13 protein-coding genes are annotated in these 12,313 nt (G+C 70.2%); 10 read left to right on the top strand and 3 right to left on the bottom strand.

The window, feature by feature from the left end; genetic code table 11:
• The first annotated feature begins 86 nt into the window (after positions 1-86).
• Positions 87-260, top strand: coding sequence for a hypothetical protein (locus MJ607_RS04500; protein WP_243074325.1), 174 nt, complete (start codon positions 87-89; stop codon positions 258-260).
• A gap of 40 nt (positions 261-300) precedes the next feature.
• Here MJ607_RS04500 and MJ607_RS04495 read toward each other — a convergent pair whose 3' ends face one another.
• Both MJ607_RS04495 and MJ607_RS04490 read right to left on the bottom strand, forming a co-directional pair.
• The gene (locus tag MJ607_RS04495; protein ID WP_243074324.1) at positions 301-1,185 is read right to left on the bottom strand and encodes a helix-turn-helix transcriptional regulator; all 885 of its coding nucleotides are present in this window, start codon (positions 1,183-1,185) and stop codon (positions 301-303) included.
• Between the two features lie 137 nt (positions 1,186-1,322).
• On the bottom strand, positions 1,323-1,925 hold the full coding sequence (locus MJ607_RS04490) for a fasciclin domain-containing protein (protein ID WP_243074323.1): 603 nt from the start codon (positions 1,923-1,925) through the stop codon (positions 1,323-1,325).
• Positions 1,926-2,161: 236 nt separating this feature from the next.
• Between MJ607_RS04490 and MJ607_RS04485 the strand changes: the two genes are divergently transcribed.
• Together MJ607_RS04485 and MJ607_RS04480 are read left to right on the top strand one after the other, a co-directional pair.
• The gene (locus tag MJ607_RS04485) at positions 2,162-2,719 is read left to right on the top strand and encodes an RNA polymerase sigma factor (RefSeq protein WP_243074322.1); all 558 of its coding nucleotides are present in this window, start codon (positions 2,162-2,164) and stop codon (positions 2,717-2,719) included.
• Between the two features lie 103 nt (positions 2,720-2,822).
• Positions 2,823-3,518, top strand: coding sequence for an anti-sigma factor (locus MJ607_RS04480; protein WP_243074321.1), 696 nt, complete (start codon positions 2,823-2,825; stop codon positions 3,516-3,518).
• Between the two features lie 13 nt (positions 3,519-3,531).
• Here MJ607_RS04480 and MJ607_RS04475 read toward each other — a convergent pair whose 3' ends face one another.
• On the bottom strand, positions 3,532-4,797 hold the full coding sequence (locus MJ607_RS04475) for an ROK family protein (protein ID WP_243074320.1): 1,266 nt from the start codon (positions 4,795-4,797) through the stop codon (positions 3,532-3,534).
• 108 nt (positions 4,798-4,905) lie between these two features.
• On the opposite strand from MJ607_RS04475, the gene MJ607_RS04470 reads away from it, so the two are divergent.
• From MJ607_RS04470 to MJ607_RS04440, 7 genes are all read left to right on the top strand, one after another.
• Positions 4,906-6,168 carry an extracellular solute-binding protein gene (locus tag MJ607_RS04470; protein ID WP_243074319.1) on the top strand — a complete coding sequence of 421 codons (1,263 nt, stop codon included), beginning with the start codon at positions 4,906-4,908 and terminating at the stop codon, positions 6,166-6,168.
• A gap of 23 nt (positions 6,169-6,191) precedes the next feature.
• Positions 6,192-7,121: a sugar ABC transporter permease gene (locus MJ607_RS19870; RefSeq protein ID WP_279234292.1), complete on the top strand. Its 930-nt coding sequence runs from the start codon at positions 6,192-6,194 to the stop codon at positions 7,119-7,121.
• Complete coding sequence (locus MJ607_RS04460; RefSeq protein WP_243074318.1) at positions 7,121-8,044, top strand: carbohydrate ABC transporter permease; 924 nt, start codon at positions 7,121-7,123, stop codon at positions 8,042-8,044. Before MJ607_RS19870 ends, MJ607_RS04460 begins: the two co-directional genes overlap by 1 nt.
• Positions 8,045-8,085: 41 nt before the next feature.
• A complete protein-coding gene (locus tag MJ607_RS04455; protein ID WP_243074317.1) occupies positions 8,086-9,783 on the top strand; it encodes a glycoside hydrolase family 13 protein in 1,698 nt (565 codons plus the stop codon).
• Between the two features lie 202 nt (positions 9,784-9,985).
• Complete coding sequence (locus MJ607_RS04450; protein WP_243074316.1) at positions 9,986-10,156, top strand: CsbD family protein; 171 nt, start codon at positions 9,986-9,988, stop codon at positions 10,154-10,156.
• A gap of 151 nt (positions 10,157-10,307) precedes the next feature.
• Entirely contained in the window at positions 10,308-11,129 is an 822-nt protein-coding gene (locus tag MJ607_RS04445; RefSeq protein WP_243074315.1) for a ThuA domain-containing protein, read from the top strand.
• Positions 11,126-12,262: a Gfo/Idh/MocA family protein gene (locus MJ607_RS04440; protein ID WP_243074314.1), complete on the top strand. Its 1,137-nt coding sequence runs from the start codon at positions 11,126-11,128 to the stop codon at positions 12,260-12,262. The genes MJ607_RS04445 and MJ607_RS04440 overlap by 4 nt, the downstream gene beginning before the upstream one ends.
• Positions 12,263-12,313 lie beyond the last annotated feature (51 nt).

Genomic DNA, 12,313 nt, shown 5'->3' with positions numbered 1-12,313 from the left:
GCGGCGCGCGTAGCGACCCGGCGCCCTCGCCTGCGCCGAGCGTGCAACGGGTCTACCGTGTGGAGGACACCCGCGAAGGAGCAGCCATGTCATCCCTTCCCCACGGACACGCCGCCCACGATCATGTGCCCGGTCCGGACGAGCCCAGCGTGCCCGAGCTCGAGGAGGACGAGACGATCCCGCCGCGTCCCGAGGAGGAGATCGCCGACCGCCTGCGCGCGGAGCCCGATGTGGAGGACCACAGCACCCACCACGCCTGAGGGGCACCGGGTGCGAGCCGCGACCTCGAGGGCGCGCTCGTCAGGAGTCGGCCGGCGCGCTGGAATGCCGGGGAGAGGGCAGGTCGGTCGTCGCGGCCCAGCTCGCCAGCATCCGCAGCGCATCCGCCGACGGACTGCCCGGTTCGGCCGTGTAGGTCGAGAGCATCAGGCCCGGATCGGCGGGCAGCTCGAACGCCTCGTAGGTCAGCTCGAGGTCGCCCACGACGGGGTGGTGGATGCGCTTGACACCTGTGCGGTGGTAGCGGACGTTGTGCGCGGCCCACAGCGTGCGGAACCGCTCCGACCGCGTCGACAGCTCGCCGACGAGGTCGGTGAGGCGCTTGTCGTAGGGATTGCGGCCCGCTTCGCCGCGCATCGTCGCGACGAGCTCCTGCGTGTTCTTCTCCCAGTCCGGATAGAACTCGCGCGCCCGCGGATCGAGGAAGGCGAAGCGGGCGCTGTTGGGCGCGGGGTCGGCGAAGATCGGGGAGTAGAGCGCCCGGCCGAGCGTGTTGGCCGTCACGTAGTCGAAGTAGTTGCTGCGGATGACCGCGGGCGCCTCGGTGATCGCGTCGAGGAGGCGCTGGATGCTGGGCCGGACCGCCTCGGCACGGCGGCGCGGCTTCTTCGCGGCAGGCGACGCGTTCGCGGTCTGCGCGAGGTCGTGCAGATGCGCCGTCTCGGCGTCGTCGAGCTGCAGCGCGCGAGCGAGCGCGTCGAGCACGGCGTCCGAGGCGCCTCCGAGGTCGCCGCGTTCGAGGCGCGTGTAGTAGTCGACGCTGACGCCCGCGAGCAGCGCGACCTCTTCGCGCCGCAGCCCCGGCACGCGGCGATTGCCCCCGTAGGCGGGCAGGCCCGCGCGGTCGGGAGTGATCCGGTCCCGGCGACTGGCCAGGAACTCGCGCACTTCGCTGCGGTGATCCATGCGTTCGACGCTACGCGGCCGTGCCTCGCTCCGGGAGGCCCTGCCGGTACCTGGCAGGCGAGGGAGGCCCCGGCACGCGACACGCCCGCCGCACCCCACTGGGGGAAGGGGTCTGCGGCGGGCGTGCCCAGCGAGGCTCAGGAGGCGGGGACGAGCACCCGGTCGATCGAGTGGATGACGCCGTTGGTGGCCTGGATGTTGATCTTCCACAGGATGAGGCGGGGATCGGTGAGCGAGGGCGACTCGTCGCGCAGCGTGATGCCGCGGGGGGAGACCGTTCCGCCGTTGGCCATCGTGAGCGAGCCGGCCGTGAGCACGCGGACGGGCCCGAGCTTCTGCCCCGCGACCACGTGGTACAGCAGGATGTTCTTGAGCTGGTCCAGAGTGAAGGCCGTCGTGATCGTCGCGAGGGCTTCAGCCTCCGAGCTCGGTGCGACGCCCGTGAGGTCCTGCACGAGGCGGAGGAACGCGCGATCGTTCGGGGCGAACACCGTGAATGTCGAGTTCGGGTCGGAGAGGACCGGTGCCAGCCCCGTCGCGACGACGGCCTGGACGAGCAGGTCGTAGTCCCACGCGTTGTTGTCGGGGGTGCCTCCGCCCGACGCCGCGACGGCGACCTCCACGATGTTTCCGGACGGGGATGAGCCCGAGCCCCAGCCCGAGGCCTGCGCCGGGACGGCGGTCAGGACGAGTGCGGCGGCCGCGACTGCCGCGAGCGACATGCGGGTGATCTTCTTCATCGTTCATCTCCTTCGATGCGAACGCGCCGAATCGGTGCGCTGACAGGTTCTTCCGCCGGAACGCCGCAGCCGGATGCACCCGATTCGAAAAGAATTCGCGGCGGGAGGGTGCATCCGAAACCTGGCCGACGGCGGAATGCACTTCAAAGGGGGCACTGGGGGATTCCTCCCCGTGACCCGCCGAGATACCGTGGTCGCGATCGCAGGACCGCGATCTGAACGAAACAGAGGATGCCGTGGAGCCGGACGTCGACGCCGAGGAGCTGCTCAGCGAGCGCTTCGTCGCCGGTGACGAGCGCGCGCTCGCGGAGGTCTACCGGCGCTGGTCGCCCGTCGTGTTCACGATCGCGCTGCGCTCGCTCGGCGACCGCTCGGACGCGGAGGACGTGACGCAGCGCACCTTCGTCTCGGCATGGACGTCGCGGACCACGTACGACGCATCCAAGGCCCGACTCTCGACCTGGCTCGTCGCGATCGCGCGGCACCGCATAGCCGACACGCACGAGTCGCGCGCGAAGATCCGCGCGATCCAGGCCGAGATGGAGCGGATGACGCGTCCCGACGACCTCGTGCGGGAGCAACCCGATCTCTCCGAGACGATCCTCGTCGCCAATGAGATGCAGCAGCTCGAACCCGACGCCCAGACTGTCATGCGCCTCGCGTTCTTCGACGACCTCACTCACGAGCAGATCTCGCAGCGGCTCGGCATGCCGCTCGGCACGGTCAAGAGTCACATCCGGCGGAGTCTCACCCGCATGCGCAACCGATTGGAGGTGACTCGTGTCACACCTTGATCCCGACCAGCTCGCCCTGATCGCGCTGGGCGAGCCCGTCGCCTCGGCCGAAGAGAGAGCGCATCTCGCATCCTGCCCCCTCTGCGCGGGTGAGGTGTCCGAAATGTCCCACGCGGCCGTCGTGGCTCGCGCCACGATGGACGAGACACAGCTCGAGGCGCCGCCCGCGCGCGTGTGGGCGCGCCTCGCGGACGAGCTCGGCCTCGCCCCCGATCTCGATCCGGTGGGCATCTCGACGCAGCGCCGGGACGAGACGGGGACGGATGCCGCATCCCCCGCCCCGTCCACCTCGCCGGCCGCGGCAGGCCCCGGGTCGCCCGCCGCGCCCGCGGCCGCCGCACGTGCGCGCGGCCGCTCCGGTCGGTGGTCGCGCAGGGGTGTGTGGGCACTCGCGGCGTCCGTCGCCTTCCTCCTGGTCATCGGCGGCGGCGTGTGGGCCGGCATCGGGCTCCTCGGACCGACGTCGATCGCGACGGCCGCCCTCGACGCCTTCCCCTCGCACCCGGACGCCGTCGGAGAGGCGGTCGTCGAAGAGGCGCGCGACGGCGCGCGCACCCTGACCGTGTCGCTCGATGGCGATGCGGCCTCGGACGAATACCGCGAAGTGTGGCTCATCCGCAGCGACGGTGCGCGTCTCATCAGCCTCGGCGTGCTCGAGGGATCGTCGGGATCGTTCCCGATCCCCGCCGGTGTGGACCTGTCGCAGTACGACCTCGTCGACATCTCGTTCGAGCCGGTCGACGGCGACCCCGCCCACTCCGGCGACTCGATCGTGCGGGGTCAGCTGAGCTTCGTGTAGCGGCCGGATCCGGTCAGTCCGGCTCAGCCTCGGTCAGCCCCGTCGGCAGCTGCGCCAGCCCCAGCACGCCCGATCGCGCCGCCTCGACGGCCGCCATCGTCGCGCCGATCGCCACGACGTCGGCGCCCAGCGACGAGGCCATGATCTCGGGGGCGGGCAGGTCCAGTTCGTCGGGGATCCGGCGACGTGCGGACGCGACGACGGGCTCGAGCGAGCCTGCCACCGCTCCCGACACGACGACGAGCGCGGGATCGTAGAAGGTCCCGTAGATGCCCGCGATCCGGGCGAGGAGGGCTCCCGCGCGCTCCGTGAGCGCGAGCGCCCACGCGTCGCCGGCGGACGCGAGCTGCAGGACGGTCCTCGCGTCGATCGGCGCGGAGGTCACCGCGAGCGGGTGCGACGTCGGCAGCTCACCCGCGGCGATCGACGCCTGCGCCCACTCGGCGAGCCGGTAGCCGATGCCGTACGCGCCCTGCACGCCGTCGACGTGGTCGAAGCCCACGGGCTCGCCCGCGCCGCCATGGGCGCCGCGCAGGAGGTTGCCGTCGACGACGACGCCCGCGCCGAGGCGTTCGCCCGCGAGGATCGCGACGTAGTCGCGGTGGTCGCGCGCGGCACCCGTCGCCCCCTCCGCGACGGCCGCGAGCGAGGCGTCGTTCTCGACCCGCACGATGGGCGCCCACTCGTCGAGCAGGCCCTTGAGGCCGGGGTTCATCCGCAGCCAGAAGTCCGAGCGGTGCACGGGGGAGCGGCCATCGGCATCCACGGGCGCGGGCACCCCGATGCACACCGCGAGCACGTCGTCGCGGGTTCGGCCGGCCTCGAGCAGCGTCCGGTCGATGACCGACTGCACGAGAGTGCGACGTCGCTCGGGGGCATCGGCCTCGATCACGTGGTCCGCGTCCCGGGTCTCTTCGCTGAGCTGCGTCGTCTCGCTCAGGATGCCGCCGCGCAGGTCGGCGACGATGCCCGTGAGACGCATCCGTCCCGCATCGACGCCGACGACGACCGCCGCGTCGGCGCGCAGCTCGAATCGCCGCGCGGGACGCCCCTTGCGATAGGCGCCCGCCTCGCGGGCGTTGGGGAGCTCGCGAACGAGGCCCAGCGCGATGAGCTCGTCGACGGCCTCGATCGTCGTGGACCGCGTCAGGCCCGTCGCGGGCATCGCGTCGTTGCTCGTGAAGGTGCCGGCATCCCATGCCCACTGCAGCACGGCGTCGACGCTCGCTCTGCGCGCCGCGGGTGCGTCGTCGCGGCTCCCGCCGTCGGACTCGATCACGGGTCTTGACCTCCTCGCGCTCCTACTGCATTATGGACGCATCCAATTGATTCGCTCAGCAAATCTAATCGTCGAATCAATTTGATCCCGTGACGAAAGGACAATGACGTGCCTCGACCCAGACGACGGTGGCTGCGGGTCACCGCGGCTGCCCTGACCCTCGCCGCCTCCGCCGGCGCCCTCGCCGCGTGCTCCGGCTCGCAGGCCGAGACAGTGCGGTTCTACCTGAGCAAGCCCGAGGCGATCGCGTACTTCCGCGACCTGGTCGAGCAGTACAACGCCTCGCAGGACGATGTGCATGTCGTGCTGGACACCTCCTCGAACCTGCAGGCGGGCTTCCTCCGCGGCAACCCGCCCGACCTCGGGCTCCTGAACTACAACATGGAGATGGCGCGCTTCATGGAGCGCGGCGCCCTGAGCGACCTGTCGGACATGCCCGAGGCATCCCGGATCCTTCCCGAGGTGCAGGGGCTCGTCGACCAGTACGCGACGTACCCGGGTCGCACGAGCGTCCTTCCGTATTCGGTGATGGCGGCATCCGTCATCTACAACAAGCAGATCTTCGAAGAGCAGGGGCTCGAGGTCCCGCAGACGTGGGATGAGCTCGTCACGGTCTGCGACGCCCTCGAAGGCGCCGGGATCACGCCGTTCTACGCGACCTTCAAGGACCCGTGGACGATCGCGCAGGGCTGGTTCGACTACACGGTGGGCGGCGACGTCGACGTCGCGAGCTTCTTCGACGGCCTCGCCGAGGAAGGCACCCAGGTCGGACCCGACTCGGACGTGTCGTTCCAGAAGACACTCGCCGAGCCGATCGATCAGATGCAGCAGCTGGTCGACGAGTACACGAATCCGGATGCCGCGAGCAAAGGCTACGGCGACGGCAACCTTGCCTTCGCCCAGCAGAAGGCCGCGATGTACCTGCAGGGCCCGTGGGCCTTCGGCGAGATCGCCAAGACCGACCCGGACCTCGACCTCGGCACCTTCCCGCTGCCCGTCACGGACGACCCGTCCGACCTGAAGGTGCGGGTGAACCTCGACCTGGCCGCCTGGATTCCCGAGGCGTCCCGCCACAAGGAGGCCGCCCGCACGTTCCTGTCGTACCTGTTCCAGAAGAACGTCATGGACGACTACAACGCCGCACAACTCGGGTACGGGACGACGACGGATGCCGCTCCCGTGACCGATCCGCGCATCGTCGGAATGAAGGAGTACTACGACGACGCGAAGTTCTACCAGGGAGCGTCCGTCGCGATCCCGCTGACGATCCCGACGCAGAACTATCTGCAGGCGATCGTCTACGGGGCCGACCCGGACGGCATCCTCCGAACCATCGACGCCGACTGGGCTCGGCTCGCGATGCGTCAGTGACCGAGAGTCGAAGGAGACCTCACATGGCAACCACCACGGCGACACTCGTCGCCCCGAAAGGCCGCACCGCGAAAGCGGCGGCGGTTCCCCGCACCCGCCGACGGGTCGAGGGCATCTACTACGTGCTCCTCGTTCCGACCCTCGTGCTCTTCAGCCTCACGATCACCCTGCCGGCGATCATGGGCATCTTCTTCAGCTTCACGAACTCGATCGGCTTCGGCGAGTGGGACTTCGTGGGCTTCATCAACTACATCGCCCTCTTCAGCGACCCCGCGATCCTGCAGAGCTACCTCTTCACCCTCGGCTTCGCGCTCGTGACGGTCGTCGTCGTCAACGTCATCGCCTTCCTCCTGGCGGTGGGCCTGACTTCGCGGATCCGCATGAAGACGGGGCTGCGGACGATCTTCGTGATCCCGATGGTGATCTCGGGCATCATCATCGCCTTCGTCTTCAACTTCCTCTTCAGCAATTCGCTGCCGGCGCTCGGACAGGCGACGGGGATTCCGTGGCTCAGCGAGAGCATCCTCGCCAACCCCGACCTGGCGTGGATCGCGATCGTGCTCGTCACGGCGTGGCAGTCGATCCCCGGCAGCCTGCTCATCTACATCGCGGGCCTGCTCGCGATCCCCGGGGAGGTCTACGAAGCTGCCTCGATCGACGGCGCGACCAAGCTGCAGCAGCTCCTGCGGATCACGCTCCCGCTCGTCGCGGGCTACGTCGTGATCAACGTCCTCCTCGGCTTCAAGAACTACCTCAACGCCTACGACATCATCGTCGGTCTCACCAACGGCGGTCCCGGCACCGCGACCCGGTCGATCGCGATGACGATCGTGACGGGCTTCACGGGCGGCGACTACGCCTACCAGATGGCCAACGCGACGGTCTTCTTCGTGTTCGTCATCCTCATCTCGATCCTCCAGCTCCGGCTCACGCGCGGAAGGAACGCACTCTGATGTCGAACGTCCAGCCCGCATTGGCCCTCGAAGAGATCGAGGGGGTCCGCGTCCTCGAAGGCGGTGCGCCCCGCAGGCGAGGCCGCCGCCAGAGCTCGGCGATCGAGCGCCCCGACTGGCCGCTCACGATCATCCTCGTGCTCGCGGCGATCACGGTCCTCGTGCCCCTCTACGTCACGATCTCGATGGCCTTCAAGACGCAGGCGCAGGCGGTCGACGGCAACGCGTTCTCGCTGCCGGCCCCCTTCAGCCTGGAAGGCTTCACGACCGCGTGGGAGCTCACGAACTTCCCCGTCGCGTTCGCGATCTCGGTGCTCGTGACGGCCGGCACCGTCGCGGGGACGATCCTCCTCGGCGCGTTCGCGTCCTTCGCGATCCACCGCAACTGGGACCGCCCCTTCTTCAAGTGGTCGTTCTTCTACCTGCTGGCCGCGATGTTCATCCCGTTCCCCGTGCTGGCACTGCCGCAGATCCAGCTGACCGGCATCACGGGGCTCGACAACCCCGTCGGGGTGACGGTGCTGCACATCATGTTCCAGCTGAGCTTCAGCATCCTGCTCTTCACGGCGTTCCTGCGGTCGATCCCGCACGAGCTCGAGGAGAGCGCCCGCATCGACGGCGCGACGACGTGGCAGGTCTTCTGGAAGCTCATCTTCCCGCTGCTCGCCCCCATGAGCGCGACCGTCGGCATCTTCGCGTTCCTCGCCTCGTGGAACGACTTCATGATGCCGTCGCTCATCACCTCCGACCCGCAGCTGCAGACCCTTCCGGTCGTGCAGAGCATCTTCCAGACTCAGTTCAGCAACAACTACAACGTGTCGTTCGCGTCGTACCTCATGGCCATGGCGCCCGCGATCATCGTCTACCTGTTCGCGCAGCGCTGGGTCATGGAGGGCGTCACGCAAGGCGCCGTCAAGGGCTGAGAAGCCATCTCCGAACCGCACGATCCCCGAAAGGACCCCACGTGACACTGACCGCTCAGACCCGCACGGATGCCGCCGCCGGCCCCGATCAGGCACCCTGGTGGCGCCAGGCCGCCGTCTACCAGATCTACCCCCGCAGCTTCGCGGACAGCAACGGGGACGGACTGGGCGACATCCCGGGGGTGACATCGCGCGCCGACTATCTCGCCGAGCTGGGCGTGGACGCGGTGTGGCTGAGCCCCTTCTACCCGTCCGAGCTCGCGGACGGCGGCTACGACGTCGCGGACTACCGTGACGTCGACCCCCGGCTGGGCACGCTCGACGACTTCGACGCGATGGTCGCGGCGCTCCACGGGCGCGGCATCCGCGTCGTCGTCGACATCGTCCCCAACCACACGTCCGATCAGCACGCGTGGTTCCAGGAGGCGCTCGCCGCGGGCCGCGGCTCGGCGGCGCGCGAGCGGTACATCTTCCGCGAGGGCTCGGGGCCGGGGGGCTCCGAGCCGCCCGCCGACTGGGAGTCGGTGTTCGGGGGACCGGCGTGGGAGCGCGTCGCCGACGGACAGTGGTATTTCCACAACTTCGCGACGGAGCAGCCCGACCTCAACTGGGACCACCCCGAGGTGCGGGCGGACTTCGTCCGCACGCTGCGCTTCTGGTCGGACCGGGGCGTGGACGGGTTCCGGATCGACGTCGCGCACATGCTCACGAAGGACCTCACCGAGCCGCTGCCGTCGCGCGCCGAGCTGGACGCGCTGCCGTTCGACGGCAAGCACCCGCTCATCGACCGCGACGACGTGCACGAGATCTACGCCGAGTGGCGCCGCGTCTTCAACGAGTACGACCCTCCGCGCACGGCCGTCGCCGAGGCGTGGGTCGACGCCTCGCGCATCCCGCTGTACGCGCGTCCCGAGAGCCTCGGGCAGGCGTTCAACTTCGACCTGCTGCAGGCCGACTTCGACGCGGGGGAGTTCCGTCGCGTCGTGACCGACAACCTCGTGCTGGCCGCGGCCTCGGGCTCGTCGAGCACGTGGGTGCTCTCGAACCACGACGTCGTGCGCCACGCGACGCGGTACGGGCTGCCCGCACTCGGGCCGGACGAGCGCGGACGCGACGCCGTCAAGCAGGGGTCGCTGTGGCTGCACTCGGGCGGCCTCGAGCCGCAGCTCGATCGCGAGGCGGGCCTGCGTCGCGCACGGGCCGCCTCGATGTTCCTGCTCGCGCTCCCGGGCTCGGCGTACCTGTACCAGGGCGAGGAGCTGGGTCTCCACGAGGTCGCAGAGATCCCCGCCGCCGAGCGCCAGGACCCGACCTTCTACCGCACGGCGGGCGAGGAGATCGGGCGGGACGGATGCCGCGTGCCCCTGCCTTGGACCGCCGAGGGCCGGTCGCACGGCTTCGGCGCCGACGGGTCGCACCTGCCGCAGCCCGGCTGGTTCGCCCAGTACGCGGTCGACGAGCAGGAGCGGCATCCCGACTCCGTCCTCGAGCTATACCGCGCCGCGCTGCGCCTGCGCGCCGAGCTGCAGACCGGCGAGCGCCTCGAGTGGGTCGAGACGGGGCGCGACGACGTGCTGCGGTTCCGCCGGCCGAACGGGTGGGAGGTCGTGACGAACTTCGGCACGGAGCCCTTCGCGCTCCCCGCGGGCGAGGTGGTGCTCGCGAGCGGAGCCGCCGTCGCCGGCGTCGTGCCGGGCGAGTCGACGGTCTGGATCCGCGGGGCGCACGCGCGCGTCTGACGCGGATCGTCCGCGGCGGCGAGCGGGCCCTCTCGACGGGGGCGCGCTCGCCGCCGTTTGATTCTCGCGTGGCACCGCGATCGAAGGTCTCGCGGGCTCGGCGTAGCACTTTGCCCGCGCCCTCGCCACCCCCCTGTCGTCCGAGGGACGGTCACTTAGCGTGATTCGACCGGGTGAACCCCGATCGAATCAAGGAGGCGACATGGGACTCGACGACAAGATCAAGAACGCGGCTCAGGATGTCGGTGGCAAGGCGAAGGAAGCCGTCGGCGACGCGACGGACAACGAGCGGCTCCAGGCGGAGGGTCAGGCCGATCAGACCAAGGCCCACCTGAAGAAGGCCGGCGAGGACGTCAAGGACGCGTTCAAGTAGCAGTCCGACCGGATCGCCCCTGTCGCCTCGGCGACAGGGGCGATCGTCGCGTGGGCGCATCCGAGGGCGAGCGTCGGGCTGCGCGCTCGATAGCGCTCGGCCGCGAAGCCCGTGAGAATCGATGGACGTCCACGAGCAGGGGAAGAGGAGCATGCCCGCACCGATCAGGGTCACCGTCTGGAGCGAGAACCGCCACGAGCAGACCGACGAGCAGGTCATCCGGATCTATCCGGACGGCATGCACGCCGCGATTGCGGAGGGCATCCGCGAGAACCTCGGCGAACAGGTGATCGTCCGCACCGCGACCCTCGATGAACCCGAGCACGGGCTCAGCGAGGAAGTGCTCGCCGAGACCGACGTCTTGACGTGGTGGGGGCACATCGCGCACGGCGAGGTCGACGACGCCGTCGTCGAGCGCGTCCACCGGCACGTGCTCGCGGGCATGGGCCTGGTCGTCCTGCACTCAGGGCACTGGTCCAAGATCTTCGTGAAGCTCATGGGCACGTCGTGCACGCTCCGGTGGCGCGCCGAGCAGGATCGCGAACTCGTGTGGACGGTCGACCCGACGCATCCGATCGCGCAGGGGATCCCGCATCCCATCGACATCCCCGCTCAGGAGATGTACGGCGAGTTCTTCGACATCCCCGCGCCCGACGAGCTCGTGTTCGTGAGCTCGTTCAGCGGGGGAGAGGTGTTCCGCTCGGGCTGCACGTTCCGGCGCGGCCACGGGCGGATCTTCTACTTCAGCCCCGGCGACCAGGACTATCCCGTCTACCACCACCGCGACGTGCGCCGCGTCATCGCGAACGCCGTCGAGTGGGCCCGCACCGATCGGCCCGAGCGCGCCGCGCCCACGCTTCTGAGGTACGAGACGGGCGAGTTCTTCGCGGGCAAGGGGTACGCGGATGCCGCTCCGGAGATCGCCGCAGCGCGCGCGGCCGCCGAAGCCGGCGTGACCGAGCCGCGCGGATGAGCGCCGCCCGCTCATTCCGGGTGGTGCCGGCCGACGGCGGTCCGCTGCGCGTCGTCGTCGTCGGCGCGGGCCCCATGGGTCGCGCGTGGCTGCGGACGATCGCCGAGAACGACGACGTCGAGCTCGTCGGGATCGCCGATCTCACGGTCGCGACGGCCGACGAGGCGGCGGCAGAGGTCGGTCGTCCAGGCCTCGCGACGGGCGCCGATGCCGTCGAGCTCGTGCGCCGCACGGGCGCCCAGGCCGTCATCGACGTCACGATCCCCGCCGCGCATCATCCCGTGACGGCGGCCGCGCTGCACGCGGGGGTTCCCGTGCTGGGTGAGAAGCCCGTCGCGGCGACCGTCGCGGAAGGGCTCTCGCTCGCCGCCTCCGCACAGCTGAGCGGTCAGCTCTTCATGGTGAGCCAGTCCCGCCGCTACAACGATCACCTGTTCACGGCGAGAGCGCACGCCGGAGCGCTCGGCCGCATCGGGATCGTCTCGGTCGACTTCTTCAAGGCGCCTCGGTTCGGCGGCTTCCGCGACGCGATGGCGAGCCCGCTCCTGCTCGACATGGCGATCCACCAGTTCGACATGGCCCGGTTCCTGCTCGGAACGGATCCCGTGGCGGTCGTGTGCGACGAGTACAACCCCGCCTGGAGCTGGTATGCCGGTGATGCCGCGGCGAACGCCGTCTTCGAGTTCGAGGGCGGAACGCGCTTCGTCTACAACGGCAGCTGGTGCAGCCCCGGATCCGAGACGTCGTGGAACGGCTCCTGGCGACTTTCTGGCGAGCGGGGCACGCTGCTGTGGGACGGCGAGGGCGTGCCCACCGTGCAGACCGACGGGGCCGACGACCCGGCACCGGCCGAGGCCGCGCCGGGAAGCGAGATCGCGGGATCGCTGCGCGAGTTCGTCGCGGCGCTGCGGACGGGGGCCGAGCCGATGGGGCGGGTGGATGCCAACATCCTGAGCCTCGCGATGGTCGAGGCCGCCGCGCTCAGCGCCCGCACGGGTCGTCGCATCGCGCTCGACGAGATCCTCGACGCGTCGTTCGAGACGGCGCTCGCTGCGGAGTCCGACCCCGCGGTGCGCGAGGTGCTGGGGGCCTGGCCGTCGGTGCGCGAGGGGCTCTCGGGCGCGGCGCGCTGAGCGGCGGTCCGGACGGCGTCAGGGAGTCTCGCGCGCGACGCGGTAGCGCGA

The organism is Microbacterium sp. SS28, from assembly GCF_022761035.1.
Taxonomy (GTDB): domain Bacteria; phylum Actinomycetota; class Actinomycetes; order Actinomycetales; family Microbacteriaceae; genus Microbacterium.
Note: the sequence above shows the minus strand (reverse complement) of the source record. Positions and strands in the feature narration are given on the sequence as shown.

Coding starts and splice junctions, on each gene's coding strand:
- MJ607_RS04500 (WP_243074325.1), top strand. CDS start 87: ATGTCATCCCTTCCCCACGGACACGCCGCCCACGATCATGTGCCCGGT.
- MJ607_RS04495 (WP_243074324.1), bottom strand. CDS start 1,185: ATGGATCACCGCAGCGAAGTGCGCGAGTTCCTGGCCAGTCGCCGGGAC.
- MJ607_RS04490 (WP_243074323.1), bottom strand. CDS start 1,925: ATGAAGAAGATCACCCGCATGTCGCTCGCGGCAGTCGCGGCCGCCGCA.
- MJ607_RS04480 (WP_243074321.1), top strand. CDS start 2,823: ATGTCCCACGCGGCCGTCGTGGCTCGCGCCACGATGGACGAGACACAG.
- MJ607_RS19870 (WP_279234292.1), top strand. CDS start 6,192: ATGGCAACCACCACGGCGACACTCGTCGCCCCGAAAGGCCGCACCGCG.
- MJ607_RS04460 (WP_243074318.1), top strand. CDS start 7,121: ATGTCGAACGTCCAGCCCGCATTGGCCCTCGAAGAGATCGAGGGGGTC.
- MJ607_RS04450 (WP_243074316.1), top strand. CDS start 9,986: ATGGGACTCGACGACAAGATCAAGAACGCGGCTCAGGATGTCGGTGGC.
- MJ607_RS04445 (WP_243074315.1), top strand. CDS start 10,308: ATGCCCGCACCGATCAGGGTCACCGTCTGGAGCGAGAACCGCCACGAG.
- MJ607_RS04440 (WP_243074314.1), top strand. CDS start 11,126: ATGAGCGCCGCCCGCTCATTCCGGGTGGTGCCGGCCGACGGCGGTCCG.